The organism is Sphingobium sp. CFD-2 (assembly GCF_024611135.1).
In the GTDB taxonomy this organism is placed as follows: Bacteria; Pseudomonadota; Alphaproteobacteria; order Sphingomonadales; family Sphingomonadaceae; genus Sphingobium; species Sphingobium fuliginis.
Genome location: NZ_CP084406.1, coordinates 52,212 through 68,411 on the forward strand (window position 1 = coordinate 52,212; position 16,200 = coordinate 68,411).

15 protein-coding genes are annotated in these 16,200 nt (G+C 65.8%); 6 read left to right on the plus strand and 9 right to left on the minus strand.

Annotated elements, in window-relative coordinates:
• Window positions 1–66 precede the first annotated feature (66 nt).
• The 4 genes from LDB29_RS20525 (at window position 67) to LDB29_RS20540 (ending at window position 3,856) form a co-directional block, all read left to right on the plus strand.
• A complete protein-coding gene (locus tag LDB29_RS20525; RefSeq protein WP_025548007.1) occupies window positions 67–1,242 on the plus strand; it encodes a zinc-dependent alcohol dehydrogenase in 1,176 nt (391 codons plus the stop codon).
• 11 nt (window positions 1,243–1,253) lie between these two features.
• On the plus strand, window positions 1,254–1,844 hold the full coding sequence (locus tag LDB29_RS20530) for a hypothetical protein (RefSeq protein WP_257557521.1): 591 nt from the start codon (window positions 1,254–1,256) through the stop codon (window positions 1,842–1,844).
• Window positions 1,845–1,925: 81 nt separating this feature from the next.
• The gene (locus LDB29_RS20535; RefSeq protein WP_257557522.1) at window positions 1,926–2,672 is read left to right on the plus strand and encodes a type 1 glutamine amidotransferase domain-containing protein; all 747 of its coding nucleotides are present in this window, start codon (window positions 1,926–1,928) and stop codon (window positions 2,670–2,672) included.
• A gap of 92 nt (window positions 2,673–2,764) precedes the next feature.
• Window positions 2,765–3,856, plus strand: coding sequence for a potassium channel family protein (locus LDB29_RS20540; RefSeq protein ID WP_257557523.1), 1,092 nt, complete (start codon window positions 2,765–2,767; stop codon window positions 3,854–3,856).
• Window positions 3,857–4,080: 224 nt separating this feature from the next.
• Here LDB29_RS20540 and LDB29_RS20545 read toward each other — a convergent pair whose 3' ends face one another.
• Window positions 4,081–4,971: a LysR family transcriptional regulator gene (locus LDB29_RS20545; protein ID WP_037481824.1), complete on the minus strand. Its 891-nt coding sequence runs from the start codon at window positions 4,969–4,971 to the stop codon at window positions 4,081–4,083.
• A gap of 174 nt (window positions 4,972–5,145) precedes the next feature.
• Between LDB29_RS20545 and LDB29_RS20550 the strand changes: the two genes are divergently transcribed.
• Together LDB29_RS20550 and LDB29_RS20555 are read left to right on the plus strand one after the other, a co-directional pair.
• The gene (locus LDB29_RS20550; RefSeq protein ID WP_257557525.1) at window positions 5,146–7,506 is read left to right on the plus strand and encodes a TonB-dependent receptor; all 2,361 of its coding nucleotides are present in this window, start codon (window positions 5,146–5,148) and stop codon (window positions 7,504–7,506) included.
• Window positions 7,507–7,527: 21 nt separating this feature from the next.
• Window positions 7,528–8,934 (plus strand): sulfatase, encoded by a 1,407-nt coding sequence (locus tag LDB29_RS20555; protein ID WP_257557527.1) that lies wholly within the window; start codon window positions 7,528–7,530, stop codon window positions 8,932–8,934.
• 16 nt (window positions 8,935–8,950) lie between these two features.
• Here LDB29_RS20555 and LDB29_RS20560 read toward each other — a convergent pair whose 3' ends face one another.
• The 8 genes from LDB29_RS20560 to LDB29_RS20595 form a co-directional block, all read right to left on the minus strand.
• A complete protein-coding gene (locus tag LDB29_RS20560; protein ID WP_025548019.1) occupies window positions 8,951–10,618 on the minus strand; it encodes a sigma-54-dependent Fis family transcriptional regulator in 1,668 nt (555 codons plus the stop codon).
• Window positions 10,619–10,687: 69 nt separating this feature from the next.
• Window positions 10,688–11,746, minus strand: coding sequence for an NADH:ubiquinone reductase (Na(+)-transporting) subunit F (locus LDB29_RS20565; RefSeq protein WP_257557528.1), 1,059 nt, complete (start codon window positions 11,744–11,746; stop codon window positions 10,688–10,690).
• Window positions 11,746–12,105 (minus strand): phenol hydroxylase subunit P4, encoded by a 360-nt coding sequence (locus LDB29_RS20570; protein WP_025548022.1) that lies wholly within the window; start codon window positions 12,103–12,105, stop codon window positions 11,746–11,748. Before LDB29_RS20570 ends, LDB29_RS20565 begins: the two co-directional genes overlap by 1 nt.
• A 51-nt stretch (window positions 12,106–12,156) precedes the next feature.
• Complete coding sequence (locus tag LDB29_RS20575; RefSeq protein WP_102999895.1) at window positions 12,157–13,713, minus strand: YHS domain-containing protein; 1,557 nt, start codon at window positions 13,711–13,713, stop codon at window positions 12,157–12,159.
• Between the two features lie 3 nt (window positions 13,714–13,716).
• Window positions 13,717–13,989, minus strand: a complete 273-nt coding sequence (locus LDB29_RS20580) for an MmoB/DmpM family protein (protein ID WP_007684796.1) — start codon at window positions 13,987–13,989, stop codon at window positions 13,717–13,719.
• Complete coding sequence (locus LDB29_RS20585; RefSeq protein WP_044661077.1) at window positions 13,986–14,981, minus strand: phenol hydroxylase; 996 nt, start codon at window positions 14,979–14,981, stop codon at window positions 13,986–13,988. Before LDB29_RS20585 ends, LDB29_RS20580 begins: the two co-directional genes overlap by 4 nt.
• Window positions 14,982–15,004: 23 nt before the next feature.
• Window positions 15,005–15,256 (minus strand): phenol hydroxylase subunit, encoded by a 252-nt coding sequence (locus tag LDB29_RS20590; RefSeq protein ID WP_257557529.1) that lies wholly within the window; start codon window positions 15,254–15,256, stop codon window positions 15,005–15,007.
• Between the two features lie 294 nt (window positions 15,257–15,550).
• Window positions 15,551–16,189 (minus strand): TonB-dependent receptor domain-containing protein, encoded by a 639-nt coding sequence (locus LDB29_RS20595; RefSeq protein WP_257557530.1) that lies wholly within the window; start codon window positions 16,187–16,189, stop codon window positions 15,551–15,553.
• Between the last annotated feature and the right edge of the window lie 11 nt (window positions 16,190–16,200).

Consider the following 16,200-nt stretch of genomic DNA (forward strand, 5'->3'; position numbering starts at 1 on the left):
GATCGCCCTTATGGGTTGCGGGCGGGGCGAGCCCCAGATGGGCGCCATCCAACCAAGGAGACCGGCATGAAAGCCCTAGTCTGGCACGGCAAGGAGGACATCCGATATGATACCGTATCCGATCCTTCGATCGAAAACCCCCGCGACGCCATAATCAAGGTTACAAGCTGCGCGATTTGCGGTTCCGACCTTCACCTTTTCCACAATCTGATCCCTGCCATGCTGCCCGGCGACATCATGGGCCATGAGACGATGGGCGAAGTCGTCGAAGTGGGCAGCGCGGCCAAGGATTCGCTCAAGAAAGGCGACCGCGTCGTCATACCCTTCACGATCCAGTGCGGGGAATGCGACCAGTGCCGGCGCGGCAACTTCTCGGTCTGTCAGCGGACGAACCGGAAGGGCGGACTGGGCGACAAGGCCTTCGGCCACAGGACGGCGGGGCTGTTCGGATACACCCACCTGACCGGGGGCTATCCGGGCGGTCAGGCCGAATATCTGCGCGTGCCGTTCGCGGACACCACGCACATCAAGGTGCCCGACGGGATCGAGGACGAGAAGCTCCTCTTCCTCTCCGACATCCTGCCGACGGGATGGCAGGCCGCCGTTCAGGCCGACATCCAGCCGGGCGATACGGTGGCGGTCTGGGGCTGCGGCCCGGTCGGCCAGATGACGATCCGGTCGGCCATCCTGCTGGGCGCCGAGCAGGTGATCGGCATCGACCACCTTCCCGAACGCCTGTCCATGGCCGCGGCGGCGGGCGCCATCACCATCAACTTCGAGGAGGAAAGCGTCGTCGAGCGGCTGAACGAGCTTACCGGCGGAGAGGGGCCGCACAAGTGCATCGACGCCGTCGGCACCGAGAGCCATGTCAATCTGGGCCAGCCGGACACGCTGATCGACCGCGCCAAGCAGATGCTGATGGTGGAGAACGACCGGCCGCATGTGCTGCGCGAGATGATCTATGTCTGCCGGCCTGCCGGCGTCATCTCGATCATCGGCGTCTATCTTGGCCTGGTCGACAAGATTCCGATGGGGCAAGCCATGAACAAGGGCCTGACCTTCCGCATGGCGCAGGCGCACGTCCCGCGCTGGACGGGCGATCTCCTCCGCAGGATCGAGGACGGCCAGATCGACCCCTCGTTCGTCATCACCCACAAGGTCGACCTGTCCCAAGGTCCCGAGATGTACGCCACGTTCCGCGACAAGGCGGATGGCTGCATCAAGGTCATGCTCCAACCCTGAAGGAAGCACCCATGCCTCTCACCAATCTCACCGGTATCGCGCGCTCCGACGGGGACCCCCGCGTCGAGCAGAAGGGTCCAAGTTCGATGAGCAGTGCCGACCGGCTGGCGCGCGCGCTCGGCTGGTTTTCCATCGGCCTGGGCATCACCGAACTGGTGGCGCCCGGCCGCATCGCCCGCGCGCTGGGCCTTGACGACAAGGAAGGCCTGATCCGTGCCTATGGCGTGCGCGAACTGTCCAGCGCGATCCCGACGCTGTCGGTGGACAAGCCGCTGGGGCTCGCAGCCCGGATCGGCGGCGACGCGCTCGACCTGGCCACCCTGGCAACCGGCTTGCACCGCGACAATCCCAAGCGCGGCAATGCCGCGATCGCCATCGCCCTGGTGGCGGGAATCACCCTGCTCGACATCCTCGCCTATACGGGCGTCAAGGCTGTGCACCGCCGCGACCCACATTCCGGGGAGCGGGACTATTCCGATCGGTCGGGCCTTCCGCGGGGACCGCAGGCCTCACGCGGGCTTGCCCGCGAGGACTTCGACATTCCGCCGGATTATCGGGCGGAGGGCCAGACGGCGGACGCTGTTCCTCACCTGGTCGCCTAGCGTCGCGAATCCCCGACCCGGCGAAGGCGTTCGCCGGCGACAGCGGAGCCCGGCCGCACTTTGAACGAATGAGGGATGATCATGGATCGAACCGGCAAAATCCTTATCGTCGTGACCAATGTCGACCAATATGATCGAGTGGGGTTCAGGACCGGCCTCTGGCTTGGGGAGCTTACCCATTTCTGGGATGCGGTCGAGGAGCACGGCTTCCAAAGCGAGATTGCGAGCCCGTCGGGCGGCTGGGTGCCGCTCGATCCCCAGGGGCTGATGATGCCCGAAATGGGGCACAACAGCCGCCTTGGCGGCGACGTCACCCGCCATTATCGTGACAGGCAGTTCATGGACCGCCTCAACCACAGCCTGCCGCTTGGCGAGGTCAGCGTCGCGGACTATGACGCCATCTATCTGGCGGGCGGCCATGGCACGATGTGGGATTTCCGCTCGCCTGAGCTTGGCCGCCTCCTTGCCGAATTCCACGACAGCGGGAAGATCGTATCCGCCGTCTGCCATGGCCCGGTGGGGTTCATGGAGGCAAAGCTGGGCGACGGCCGTTGGCTTGTGCAGGACAGGGACCTGACCGCCTTCTCCTGGGCCGAGGAACAGGCCGACAATCGCGAAGACATCGTGCCGTTCAACCTGGAGGAAGAATTGAAGGCGCGCGGCGCGCGCTACACCAAGGCTGTCTTGCCGTTCGGCAAGCATGTCGTGGAGGACGGGCGGCTGATCACCGGCCAGAACCCGGCGAGCGCGCGCGGCGTCGGCGAAGCGGTCGCCCAGGCCCTGCGGAAGTCCGCGCCACCGGTCCACGGGGATGCCGCCGCCATATAAGGGTCGAGGAGCCGAAAGAGCGCGCCGGTGGGAACCGGACTGCCGACCGGGCGCAGATCCCCGGCCGCCCGATTGCCTGTTGAGGGTAGGACATGATCATCGAACAGATATTCGGCGCGGCGTTGATCCTGCTGTTCCTCGCCGACATCTTCCTGACCGTGCTCTATGCGCGGGCGGGCACCGGGCTGCTCGCGCCCCACTGGAACCGTGGGATGTGGGCGCTGCTCCACGGCATCGCCGGGCTGTTGGGCCGCCGTCGCGGCACGATGCTCTCATTCGCCGGCCCGCTCATCGTCGTTTCGCTGATAGGCTTTTGGGCGATCGGCCTTTCGCTGGGCGCTGCGCTCGTGATCCGGCCGGAACTCGGCACCGCGATCCGGCCGTCCAGCGGCGAGTCCCCGACCGACTTCGTGACAGCGCTTCTGGTCGCGGGGAACAGTCTGTCGATCGTCGGCGGCGGCGATTATTCGCCGCACACGACCGGCACGCGCCTGCTCTTCCTCATAAATTCGCTGATCGGCGCGTCGGTGCTGTCACTGGTGCTGAGCTATCTCGTCCAGGTCTATTCCGGCCTGCGCGAACGCAATGTCCTGGCGCTCGCGGTTGACCTGATGACCGATGGAACCGGCGATGCGGCGGTGATGCTGGCGCGCCTCATGCCGGAAGGCGAGGCGAGCAACGCGGCCAGCGAGCTGGGCAATCTCGCCCGATCGCTCGCCGCGACCAAGGAGGCGCACCATTTCTATCCGCTGCTGTTCTACTTCCGCTTCGAGGAGCCGCTCTACGCCGTGTCGCGGTTGACCTTCGTCCTGCTCGACGCGGCTACCCTGATCGAAACCGCGCTGGATTCGCGGCGCCATGGCGCTGCGGCGGCCTTCGCCCCGGCCGCCTCGATGCGACGCGGCGCCCGGCTGCTGCTGGAGACGCTGGATGCGAACTTCCCGACCGCCGACGTCCGCAGCGATGCCGCCGCCGAGGCCCAGCGCCTCCGCCAAAGCTATCTGCATGCGACCCGGACGCTCAGAAACGCCGGGATCGCGGTGAAGGCGGACGGCATCGAGGCATATGTCGCGGCGCGGCAGGAATGGGAACCGCTGGTCCGGCGCGTTGCTCCGACCCTGGGCTATGCCATGCCCGAGATCGACCGGCGGCCCGCGCGAACGGAGACAGGCGCCGCATATTGACGCTTGCGATTTGGGCTGCCGACCGCAATTCTGCGGTGAAGATTGGAGACGGTCGTTGTTAGGATCAGAGGCACCCATGGGACCGCCAATGATCGCCCAAAAGGACAGGTATCGCAAAAGATATTGGTGCGTCCGATCTGCCGGCATGAACGTCGTGTAGCTGAAGAACGCCATCCTGTCGCAAGTGACTGGAGCCTTTAGATCGAAGAGCTGATGGATCGAAATCACCCACGGCGCGCTTCCCCGTTGCCGACGACTTCGCGAAAGAACAAAGCCAGGCGGTCGCGCGTGCCCTGATCGAGAGATTGGGAGAGGAACAGCCGCCTCTCCCAGGTGCCGACCTTGACAATCGGCACCAGGCGGTGTTGGCGATCCAGCCTCTGCACAGTGGAATGCAGCATGATGACGGCCCCCGCGCCCTGCGTGGCCAGTTCCACGGCAACCTCGTGATGCTGCACCTCGCTGTGCAAAACCGGTTGCATGACTCCGGCCGATGCGAGCATGCGCAGTTGGTCGCAGGTCCGCAGCGGCGGAATGTTCCAACTGATGAAGGGGAGCGACTGCAAGCCCCTTAGCTTCGCCTGGTCGCGCAACTCCCGCGTGGCGAAGACGAAGGCCGGCTCTGCGAAGATCGGTTCGAACCCGCCTTGCGGATCGGATTGCTCGCGGGAGAATATCGCGCAGTCCAGAATGCCCCGCGCCACCTGATCGTCGACGTCCGCTCCAGACGCGTTGTGGACGAAATCCAGGGCAATATCGGCATTCTCCATCAGGAAACGCGGCAGCGCGGGCCGCACATATTCGTTAAGCAGGAAGGTGCCGATGAAGATGCGCAGCTTCTGCGGCGTCGCCCCGCGGAACAGCCGTCCCAGCTCATGCCCCTTCTGGACGAAGGTCTTGACGCCTTCCTGGAAGCGTTCGCCTTCGGCTGTCAGGCGCATGCTGCGTCCCGCCCTGCGGTGGAACAGGGTGGCGCCGATCTGCTGTTCCAAGGCGCGCATCTGCTCGCTGACGGCGGCCTGCGATATGCGCAGATTTTCCGACGCCTGACGGAAAGACTGCGCCCGGCCGACCGCCAGGAAGATTTCCAACTGGCGCGGCGTGAAACGGAACATGGCCGATCTCTCCCCCCTGCTGCTGCCGCGCCTCTGCGGGCGTTGCACCAGGGTATAGGCTGCACCTTGTCACCGGGCAAGGTCGAGCCCCATTGTCCTGCCGCCCCCTTATGGCGACAGTGCCCGGAACAAGCGGGGCCGACGGATGATCGGCCAGATCATGGAGGGGGAGATATGAACGGGAAACGACATCTGGCGCGCCGCATGCCGAGGCTGGCGCTGCTCGCCGGGCTCTGCCTGCCGGCGATGGCGGCCGCGCAGGACGATGCCGGATCGGCCGGCATCCAGGACATTGTCGTCACCGCGCAGAAGCGCGCGGAAAATGTCCAGGACATCCCGATCGCGATCAACGCGCTGGGCGGAGAGGCCCTGGCCGAACGGCGGATCGCCGATCCGACCGATCTGGTCCGGCAATTCCCGAACCTGAGCTTCAAGCAGAGCTCTGCCGTCAATGCAGGCATTTCCATCCGCGGCGTCGGCACCCAGAATTTCCACCTTACGGCGCAACAGGCGGTGGGCCAGTATCTGGACGAGGTGTCGCTGGTGACGCCTTTCTCCAGCACCTTCGGCCTGTTCGACCTGGAACGGGTAGAGATATTGCGCGGGCCGCAGAACACCCTGTTCGGCCGCAACACCACCGGCGGCGCGATCAACTATGTGTCGCGCCGGCCCGACGCGGGCGAGGGCTTCAACGGCTATGCCCGCATCAATGCCGGGCGCTTCAACCGGATCGATGTGGAAGGCGCGATCGGCGTGCCGCTGACCGATACGCTCGCCATCCGCGTGGCGGGGCAGGTGCAGACCCGCGACGGCGTGTTCCGGGATGTCGCGACCGGCGAGAAGATCGGATCGACGAAGCGCTATTCCGGCCGCTTCGGCATCGGCTGGCAACCCGATGACGACACGGAATTGCTGCTGTCGGGCCATGTCGGCTATAATCGCGGATCGCGCCCGCCGCGCAAGGCGGTCGGCCGTTTCCTGCCCGACGGCGTCACCCCATGCCCCGCCAACGATCTGGGCGTCGAACAGTTCGAACGCGTCAATAATTGCGTGTCGACCGGCAAGGGCGGCCTGACCTTCAATCCCTCGCTGTCGCGCTGGCGCGACGCCTATGACGCGGGCAGCAATCTGGCCGATGTCGATTTCGAGGGCGGATCGCTGCGCCTGCGCCATGATTTCGGCGGCTTCTCCCTGACCGCCATCTCCGCCTTCGACCGCACCAAGGTTCTCTATGCGGAGGAAGGCGGCGGCCTGCCCTACGCCCAGTTCCAGGTGTTCCAGGACGCGCTCTACGACGTCTATTCGCAGGAGGTCCGGCTGACCTCCGGCACGGACGGGCCGTTGAAATGGATCGCCGGGGCCTATTGGTCCTATGAAAAGGACAGCCTGGCCACCATCGTGCGCAACAATTTCGCCGGACCGCCGACGCTGGCGGTGGTGCCGATGGTCGCCATCGACCAGAAGGCGGAGATCGCCTCCTTCTACGGGCAACTCGACTATGCGCTGACCGACCGGCTGGACATCAGCGCGGGCCTGCGCTGGACCAATGACAGGCGGCAGGGCCTGCGCGACGTGATCACCGCCCTCGACAGCGTGACCGGCCTGCCCGGCGCGGCCCGCCTGCCCGCCGACTTCTTCTTCTCGCGCGGCTTCCTGACCGGCCTCGCCGCCAATTTCACCCTGCCCTGCGCGGCCGGCGTGGTCGGCTGCCACGGCCCGCTCACGCCCTTGAAGCAGGATGTCAGCAAGCTGGCGGGCAAAATCTCCGTCAATTACGAGCTGGCGACCGACGTCATGGCCTATCTCAGCTATTCGCGCGGCTTCAAGTCGGGTTCCTTCGACATCCGCGCCCAGGGCGTGTTCAACGGCACCGGCAACACCCCGGTCCGCCCGGAAACGCTCAACGCCTATGAACTCGGGCTCAAGTCGCGCCTGTTCGATCGCCGGGTGCAGATCAACGTCGCGGCGTTCCGCTACGACTGGAAGGACCTGCAGACCTTCGGCCAGGTGCCGGTGCTGGGCCCGGCCTTCATCAACCTGCCCAAGGCGCGGCTGACCGGCGTGGAGGCGGAGGCAAAGATCGCGCCCGGCGGCGGCTTCGAACTGGACCTGGCGGGCGCCTTCCTCGACACCGAGGTGATCGACGTCGGCGCGCTCACCCCGCAGACCGCGCTCAAGGGCGCGCCGCTCCAGCAATCGCCGCGCTGGTCGTTCAACGGGACCGCAAGCCAGACCGTCGAGCTGGGCGACAATCGCCTGACCGGGCGGCTCAGCGGCCGCTATGTCGGCGCGCAATATAATGAACTGACCAAGGCGCGCAGCGGCTATATCGATCCCAGCTTCTTCGTCGACGCCTCCATCGGCTTCGATTTCGGGCGGGACCGGCGGCACCAGATTTCCTTCTACGCGGACAATCTGACCTCGGAAAAGACCTGCCTGCGCAAGGAGCCGTTCGACGGCCTCAGCAACACCAACACCTGCGTGCCCAACGAAGGAACGGTCCTCTACGGCGTGACGCTGTCGACGCGCTGGTGACCGGACAGGAGGTTTGACGACATGAAGACATCGATGACCGGCGCGATGACGCGCCGGGCGGCGCTCGCCGCCCTGGGTTCGGCGGTGGCGGCCCCCGCCGTCGCCCGCGGCGGGCGATCCGGCCCGCGCCGGCCCAACATCCTCTATATCATGGCCGACGACATGGGCCATGCCGACCTGGGCTGCTATGGCAGCCGCAACATCCGGACCCCGGCGATCGACGCCATGGCCGCGCGGGGCGTGAAGTTCGGCAACGCCTATGCCAATAGCTGCGTCTGCTCACCCACCCGCGTCGCCCTGCTGACCGGCCGTTACCAGGGGCGGTTCCGCATCGGGCTGGAGGAGCCGATCGCCTTCAACGGCGCCGAACTGTCCCTGCCCCGCGGCACCAGGACCCTGCCCGGCCTGCTGCGGGATCTGGGCTACACGACCTCGCTGGTCGGGAAATGGCATATGGGGGAACTGCCGGCCTCCAGCCCGCTCGATCACGGCTATGACTATTTCTTCGGCATAGCGTCGGGCGGCACCGACTATTTCGCCCATGCGACCAGCATCAACGGCCATGAGATGGGCAAGCTGTTCGAGAACCGGACGGAAATCGACCGCCCCGGCTATCTGACCGACCTGCTGGGCGCGAAGGCGATCGACCGGATGCAGCAGGCGGCGCGGCAGGACCGCCCCTTCTTCATCAGCCTGCACTTCACCGCCCCCCATTGGCCCTGGCAGGGCCCCGGCGACGCTGCCCAGGGCAGCGCCACCGCCGATCCGCGCCAGATGGACGGCGGCAATGTCCGCGCCTATGCCGCGATGATGGAGAGCATGGACGCCAATGTCGGCCGCGTGCTGGCCGAACTGGCGCGGCTGGGGCTGGAGGAGGACACGATCGTGATCTTCACCAGCGACAATGGCGGAGAGCGCTTTTCCGATAGTTGGCCGCTGACCGGGATGAAGGGCGAATTGCTGGAGGGCGGCATCCGCGTGCCCCTGATCGTCAGTTGGCCCGCCCATCTGCCCAAGGGGCGCGACAGCGCGCAGGTGACCATGTCGATGGACGCGCTGCCCACGCTGCTGTCGGCGGCGGGCGGCGACCCCGGCCGGGTGGAGGGGCTGGACGGCATCGACCTGATGCCCTTCCTGCGCGACGTCGACAGCAGGACCGACCGCACGCTGTTCTGGCGCCACCGCGCCGGCGACCAGATCGCGGTGCGCAGCGGCCAGTGGAAATATCTGCGGTCCTACGGGCGGGACTATCTGTTCGACCTGTCGCAGGATGAGCGCGAACGGGCCGACCGCAAGGCGGCGATGCCCGGCAAGGTCGCCGAGCTCAAGGCCGCCCATGCCGGCTGGCTGGCGCAGATGCTGCCCTATCCGGAGCATAGCTATAGCGAGGACATGCTGGGCAAGTTCGCCGACCGCCCCGGGGAATGAAGGGCGTTCGCGGCGTTCAGCCGCCCGCCTGCTTCAATCGATAGTCGAGCTGCCGCCGGGACATGCCGAGCATGCGCGCCGCATCCGCGACATTGCCCCCGGCGCGGCGCAGCGCCTCCTCCACCAGCGCGGCCTCATAATCCGCCAGCAGCAGCGGCGCCCTTTCGATGTCGGGTATCAGCGGCGCGCCGGTGACCGCCAGCCTGCCGTCCGGGCGCACATGCGCCTGTTCGCGGCTGTCCGGTTCCAGCACGATCGACAGGGTGTCGACGTCGATCCGCCCGCCCGGTTCGGCCAGCAGCACGCCGCGCTCCAGCACATTCTCCAGCTCGCGCACATTGCCCGGCCAGCGATAGGCGATCAGCGCGCGCATCGCCTGGTCGGACACGCCGCGCACCGGCTTGCCGTGCCGCCGGGTGAGCCGTTCCACCAGCGCCTCGACGAACAGCGGAATGTCGGCCGCCCGATCGCGCAGCGGCGGGATGGCGACGGGAAAGGGGTTGAGCCGGTAGAAGAGGTCGGCGCGGAACGTCCGGGCCGCCACCGCCGACGCCAGATCGACATTGGTCGCCGCGACGATGCGGACATCGACATGGCGCAGCCTGTCGCCGCCCAGCCGCTCCACCTCCCCCGTCTGGAGCACGCGCAGCAGCTTGACCTGCGCGGGCAGGGGCAGGTCGCCCACCTCGTCCAGGAACAGCGTGCCGCCGTCCGCCCGCTCGAACCGGCCGAGCCGCTGCCGCTGGGCCCCGGTATAGGCGCCGGGCTCGACGCCGAACAGCTCGCTTTCGATCAGGTCATGGGGGATGGCGCCGCAATTGATCGCGACGAAGGGCTTGTCGCGGCGCGGCCCGTTGTCGTGCAGCCAATGGGCGAACACTTCCTTGCCGACGCCCGTTTCCCCGGTGAGCAGGACGGTGATGCTGCTGTCGGCGGCGCGGCGCAGCAGGTTCATCGACTTCAGGAAAGCGGGCGACTGGCCGATCAGCGATCCGGCCTGCTTTTCCCGCCGCAGGGATGCGCGCAGTTCCCCGATTTCCTCCGCCATGGCGCGCAACTGGCCGGCTATGTCCTCCGGGTGCATGGCCTTCAGATAGGGGTCGTCCGCCGGCAGGTCGGACGCGATCTCGCCCACGATGGTGCAATGCGGGTCGCCCTTCGCCTTGCACATCGTCTCCCGGAAGATGACGGGGCGGCCCATGAAGGCGCTGACATAGCCGGAGGCATAGCCCAACTGGTTCCAGCAGGTGGCGTGTTCGCCGATGCCGAAATGGACTATCTGGCTTTCCGCCTCCCAGCTTTCGGTCCAGCGGAACTCGCCGTGGAAACGCCCGGCGTCCAGGTCCAGCTCGCACCGGATGGTCTCCACCTGCACCAGCCCCTCCAGCTTGTGCAGCCGGGGGCCCAGCAGGAAGACCTCCTCATAATCGCGGTCGCCCACCATCTTGCGGGCGATCTCCGCATCCTGCATGCCGGATTGATAGCCCATGCGCATCAGCAGCGCGCCGGCCCGGCCTTCGCCCAGCGTGCGCACCATTTCCGCCCGCAGCGCGCCCAGCGACCCGGCGTGCAGCAGCAGCATCCGCTGTTCGTCCAGCCAGACGGTCCCGGTGCCGGGGTCGAACCGCAATTTCGACCACAGGTCGATCCGGCCCGATCGGTCGTCGAGCGCCTTGCTCGCCATCTTTGCCCTTCTCCCCTCGCCGGTCCGGCCGTTTCGCCGCTTTCAGCCCGATCCTAGCGCAATATCCGGTCAGATGCGCCTGAAAAGCGGACTTCGAACCTGCTGCGCGTCGGCGGCGGAGAAGAATTTTTCGGTGTAGATGTCCTTTTCGAACAGGCGCCCCTGCATCAGCGTGGCAAGGCAGGCCTCGATCATCACCGGCGGACCGCAAATATAGGCCTTGTGTCCGCGGAAATCATTGTCGAAAGCCGCCCTGGCGGCTTCGTGGACATAGCCGCGAAAACCCGCCCAGCCGCTGTCCGCCGGTTCGTCCGAAAGCGCGGGGACGTAGCGGAAATTGGCATGGGTCCGGGCCAGCGCCTCGAACTCTTCATGATAATAAAGCTCCTCCCGGCTGCGCGCGCCATAGACCAGCGTGATCGGCAGCGTCTCGTTGCGGGCGATCAGGTCGAGGATCATCGAGCGGGGCGAGGACAGGCCCGAACCGCCGGCCAGGAAGAGCATGGGCGCCTTCGCCGAATGGCGCACGAAGAAGCGGCCATAGGGGCCGGACAGCTTCACCCGGTCGCCCTCCTTCAGATGCTCATGTATCCATGTCGTCCCGACGCCGCCGGGCACGATGCGGATATTGAGTTCGACGGCGCCGGGCGCATGGGGATTGCTGGCGAGGGAGAAGGCGCGGGTCAGAACCCCCTCCTCCCCCACCGTCAGGTTCACATATTGCCCCGCCTGGAAGCGGATCGGGCGATCCAGCGCGACATGGATGCCCCTGATGGTCGGGGTCAGCGGATCGATGCGGGTGACGACGCCCTCGAAATCCTCGACCGGGATTCCCAATGCGTCGGGGTCTTCCTCTATATCCGCCTCTATGCTGACATCGCTTTCAAGGCGGGCGCAGCAGGCCAGCGCCTTGCCCTCGTCGCGCTCGAAATCCATGAGCGCGAAGCTGGACGCCTCCCCATGGTCGATTTCGCCGTCCGTCACCTGGATCTTGCAGGTGGCGCACAGGCCATGACAACAGGCATGCGGCAACCAGATGCCCGCGCGCAGGCAGGCGTCGAGGATGGTCTGCCCCTCCGCCACTTCCACCTCGTCGCCGGTGGTTTCGATGGTCAGCGTGTAGCTCATCAGATGCCGGCTCCGTTCAGGCCGTCGCGGCCAGGCGTGCGGAAGCGCAACGCATCCTTGTGGCTGAGGCCGTTGGCCGCGATGCTGGCCTGCATGTCGGGGGCGAAGGCTTCGCCGTTACGGGTCCAGACGGCGCTGTTCCAGTCGATCCCCGCCCAGTCGGGATGCTGGCCGAAAATCTCCGCCATGGGTCCGGCGATGAAGTGCGCGAAGGGCAGGTCCGGCGGCAACGGCCAGGCATAGGGGCTGGAAAAGAGCAGATGCCCGTCCCAGCCGGCATAGATGACGCAGGCGCCGTGGAAATTTTCAGCCTTGTCGGCCGGTTCGAATTCATAGGTGTCGATGGCTTTGACGGCCATGATGTCTCTCCTGGAATATGATCCCTTCCGTGAGGGCGGTGTGGCCGGCTGTCAGTCGTTGGCCTTTGCAAGGCCGCGCCACATGGCGAAGTTCCTTTCATCCGTGGACCCGTTGTGCAGGCCGTTGTCGCGGCCATGTTCGATGCGGAAGAAAGCCAGCGCCTCGGCGGCGGGATTGAAGCCCTCGGCCGTCGGGTCCGTGCCGGGGCGGAAGGCGTTGCCCTTGAAGACCTCATGCCCGGCGATCTTCGACTGGATGAATTTTTCCGGCTCATCCTCGAAAATGTCGCGGCAATGGTCGGAGCAGAAATGATATTGCTCGCCCTTGTAGTCGGCATGGCGCTGACACAGTGTCAGCGGATCGCCCGGTTCGGTGAACATCATCGGAATCTGGCAGACCTGGCATTGCATCGGCACGGCCGTCGCCTCGAACGGCTTTCCTTCCGCTTCGCACTTCGCCCAATATTCATAGCGCGGACGGTAATAGCGGTCGAACGTGTCCGGATATTTGGCGGACAGCCAGTCCATGTCCTCCTTCGACGGCAGCCAGACATGGAAGTCGCTGGTGCCGCGCGCCTGATAGAAATGGCACCATGCGATATGGGACAGGTGGTCCCGCTCCAGCCTGATCTGCTCGACGCAGGGCGGCATGACGATGCCGTAGCGGGCGAGATCGCGGAACAGGGCGCCGCAATTCTCCTCGAAATAGATTTCCCACGCCTCCGCCCAGCTCATCACCCGCTTGGGCAGCATGTAATCCTGCATCATCGCGACCAGCGTCAGCAGCCGCACGCCGCGCCAGGTCCATTTGTTCAGCCATTTCTGGACGATGGGGACATTGGCCGGGTCCTGCTCCAGCACGAACTTGATGACCTCCAGCCCCAGGGTCATGTGCCGCGCCTCGTCCGACTGGGCGGAAAAGCCGAAGGTCATCGCGCCCATGTCGCCATTATAGGCCGCGCCCGAAATGAAGGGCACGAAGACGAGGTTGGTGAGCACATATTCGAAGGCGAAGCCGATGGCGACGATGAATTCGAACGGGCCGCCGGTCGCCGCATCCTCGAAGAAGCTCTTGGGCACCTGAAGATAGGGCAGATAGTCGTGATGATGGCGGAACTCCGCCATGCCGCTATAATAGCGGTTATAATTGCTGATGGCGTGGATCTGCGTCTGCGAATGGCGCATTTCGTCCAGCGACTGCATCATGCAGGCGACGCGCGGGCCGACGCCCCGGAATTGCCGCCCGATATGGGCGAACCCTCGGTGCGACATATATTCCAGCGGGGCGAAGCCGTTGACGAACAGCTTCACCGTATTGATGTAGCGCGCGTCGGACAGGGTGAGATGGCCGTTGCTCTGGGCGAAGGCGTCGACGATGGCGTAGAGCTTCCGCTCCTTTTCCGCCTGATATTTCCAATAGGCGTCCATGGTCAGGCGGAACGGGTCTTCCCATGCGTCCCAGTCGTGGATCCTGATCCCCTCGAACCGGTCCATCGGGAAGATGTCGTCGATCGGCTGATAGCTCGGTTCCCAGCCTAGGCCACGCGTCATCAGCGCATAGCGTTCCTTGAGGCCGAGTTTCTTCTTCTTCGTGACGGGCATGTCCATGGCTCAGCGGTCCCAGCTCAGAGTGAAGATGTCGTCGGTCTCGTCCACGCGGCCCGACAGGGAGATCATGTTGACGTGCAGCTCCTGAAGGTCGAAATCGCGGCCGATCAGCTCTTCGATCGTTTCGCGGCGCACGACCAGCGTGCCCGGCGCGGTGATGCGCACCATTGCCGGCTGCGGGTCCAGACTGGCGGCGGGATTGTCCGCCATGATCGCGTCGATGACATGGCGGGTGTCGTCATTGGCCTGAAGCGCGAGGAAGACGGTGCTGCTCATGCGCGGACCCCCGCCCTGGCGGCGCGGGCGTCGAGCGCGGCGCACAGTTCGTCCATGACGGCGGCGGACCGGTCCCCCAGCCCCATTTCGGCCAGCGGGCAGAGCGCGGCGGCGGCGCGCGGCGTCCATTTGGCGATCCACTGGCCGATCAGCGCGGCATTGCCCGCATCGTCGGCACAGGCCGCCTTGATCTGCGCGTCGACCCATTTGCGCGTTTCCGCCGCCCATTCATTCTGGAACTGCGTGACCATCGCCACCGCGGCGCCGCCGCGCTGCGCCAGGTCGCCGTCGACGATCGTCTGGAAGACCAGGGGATAGAGCAGGCCGTCGAGCACCAGATCCTGCGCTACGAACAGTTCGAACCAGTCCTGCTCCACGAACAGGTCCTCGACCAGACGACGCAGCGATTGCCAGCGCACGTCGTGCAGCCACGCCTCCTTGGCCGCGTCCAGCGCTTCGGGTTCGGCGAGCAGCAGACCAAGGCGCGTGTCGAACTGCGCGATGCCCAGCTGGTCCATCGCATAATAAAGCGCCGGCTGGGTGATGCCCGTGCCATAGCCATAGGCGGCGATGAAGTCATTGTTCATCGACGCGCCCCAGGCGACGTGGCGCAGCGGCAGGATCAGGTCGAGCGCGAGGGCGCGGATGTCGTCGGGCAAAGCGTCGGCCAGGCCCCGCGTCTCCACGAAGTCGAAGGCGGCCTCCGCCGCTTCCTGCTGCCTGGCGCGGGCCAAGACGTAGCTGCCGTAATAATATTGGCGCGGATCGCGGAAGGCGTACCAGTCCGCCATCTTCAGCTTCGTGCGGCTTTCGTCGAAATAATCGTGGGCCGGGTCCCAGAGCGGACGATAATGCTGGTTGCCCGTGGTCTGGAGGCCGATCGTGCCCTCCTGATAGCGGGACGCCGGCTTGTCGCCGCCGATATGGCGCGCGACATGGCCATAGGTCTGCCGCTGCGGCGCGATGGTGACGGTGCGCAGGTCCATCTGCATGGGGTCGGTGTCTCCTCTCTTGCTTATCGGGCTTCGCCGGCGAGCACCCGCGCCAGCCGGGCGTCGAAATCGTCCTGCTCCAGCGGCTGGCCGGTCACGTCGGTCACGCGGTTGACGGCGCAGAATTCCTCGAACGCCGCGGTCGGCATCAGCAGTTCCACGAAGATTTCCGGGGCGCCGATGGCGAAGTCGAATTCGATCAGGCCGTTTTCGCGGCGATTGCGGACGCGCACGAACTTCGCTTCCAATATGTCGGATTGCGGTCGTTCCGCCATCTTCCTCTCCCGGCTGTTGCCTTGTCCTTTCTGTTTAGCAAGGCCCATGCCAGTTCGACTTTCCCGGAAATCCGGACTTTTCGCGCACGCCGCATCGACAATTTTGTCATGGGCGGGCCGCCGTCGACAATTTTGTCGAAATCGCGCCCGCCCCCTCCCGCCCAAAAAAAAGAACCGCCCGGACCGGGCTGCGGAGGCGGCCGATCCGGACGGTCATGGCAGGCCGCGCGCGGGAACCGTCCCTTGCGCCCTCTGTCCCGCGACGCCCGACCGGCCACGGGAACCCCCTTGTCCTCAGTTGCGCACGCGCAGGGTCAGGAACCATTCGCGCGGGCGGCTGAATACGCCCGAATAGATCGCCTCTGCATTGGTGTAGCCGGACACGACGGCGCGGCGGTCGGCGATGTTGGTGACCCCGGCCTGAAGTTCGTAGCGTTCGCCGGGCGCGCGCCAGGTGACGGAACCGTTGAAGAAGCTGCCTGCCGGCGTGGCCAGCACCGGCGTATTCGCCTCGTCATTGTAGGTCTTGCTGGCATAGGTCCAGTCGACCCGCGGCGTGAAGCTGCCGATGCCGCTGGTTTCGAAAGTGTAGGCGGTGCCCGCCTGCGCCTGCCATTTGGGCGTGTTCACGAACTTCTCCTTCCCCGTCAGCGGCACGCCGGGCAGGATGCTCTGATATTCCGCGTCCAGATACCCAAGGCTGGCGTCCAGCGTCCAGTTGCGCACCGGGGCCAGGTTCAGCTCGGCCTCCACGCCCCGGATGCGCCCGTCCCCGCCATTGGCGGTGACCGGGGACGATCCGTTCTGGAAGGTGAGCTGGATGCTGTTATATTCCGTGTTGAAGGCCGCGACGTTCAGCCGGACGCGGCGGTCGAACAGTTCGGACTTGATGCCGATTTCGGTCGTATAGGCCTTTTCCGGGCTCTGTTGCAAACATGGGGCAC

Bases quoted from the DNA above. Each gene is read 5' to 3' on its own strand.
- LDB29_RS20525 (WP_025548007.1), top strand. From the start codon at position 67: ATGAAAGCCCTAGTCTGGCACGGCAAGGAGGACATCCGATATGATACC.
- LDB29_RS20530 (WP_257557521.1), top strand. From the start codon at position 1,254: ATGCCTCTCACCAATCTCACCGGTATCGCGCGCTCCGACGGGGACCCC.
- LDB29_RS20535 (WP_257557522.1), top strand. From the start codon at position 1,926: ATGGATCGAACCGGCAAAATCCTTATCGTCGTGACCAATGTCGACCAA.
- LDB29_RS20540 (WP_257557523.1), top strand. From the start codon at position 2,765: ATGATCATCGAACAGATATTCGGCGCGGCGTTGATCCTGCTGTTCCTC.
- LDB29_RS20545 (WP_037481824.1), bottom strand. From the start codon at position 4,971: ATGTTCCGTTTCACGCCGCGCCAGTTGGAAATCTTCCTGGCGGTCGGC.
- LDB29_RS20550 (WP_257557525.1), top strand. From the start codon at position 5,146: ATGAACGGGAAACGACATCTGGCGCGCCGCATGCCGAGGCTGGCGCTG.
- LDB29_RS20555 (WP_257557527.1), top strand. From the start codon at position 7,528: ATGAAGACATCGATGACCGGCGCGATGACGCGCCGGGCGGCGCTCGCC.
- LDB29_RS20560 (WP_025548019.1), bottom strand. From the start codon at position 10,618: ATGGCGAGCAAGGCGCTCGACGACCGATCGGGCCGGATCGACCTGTGG.
- LDB29_RS20565 (WP_257557528.1), bottom strand. From the start codon at position 11,746: ATGAGCTACACGCTGACCATCGAAACCACCGGCGACGAGGTGGAAGTG.
- LDB29_RS20570 (WP_025548022.1), bottom strand. From the start codon at position 12,105: ATGGCCGTCAAAGCCATCGACACCTATGAATTCGAACCGGCCGACAAG.
- LDB29_RS20575 (WP_102999895.1), bottom strand. From the start codon at position 13,713: ATGGACATGCCCGTCACGAAGAAGAAGAAACTCGGCCTCAAGGAACGC.
- LDB29_RS20580 (WP_007684796.1), bottom strand. From the start codon at position 13,989: ATGAGCAGCACCGTCTTCCTCGCGCTTCAGGCCAATGACGACACCCGC.
- LDB29_RS20585 (WP_044661077.1), bottom strand. From the start codon at position 14,981: ATGCAGATGGACCTGCGCACCGTCACCATCGCGCCGCAGCGGCAGACC.
- LDB29_RS20590 (WP_257557529.1), bottom strand. From the start codon at position 15,256: ATGGCGGAACGACCGCAATCCGACATATTGGAAGCGAAGTTCGTGCGC.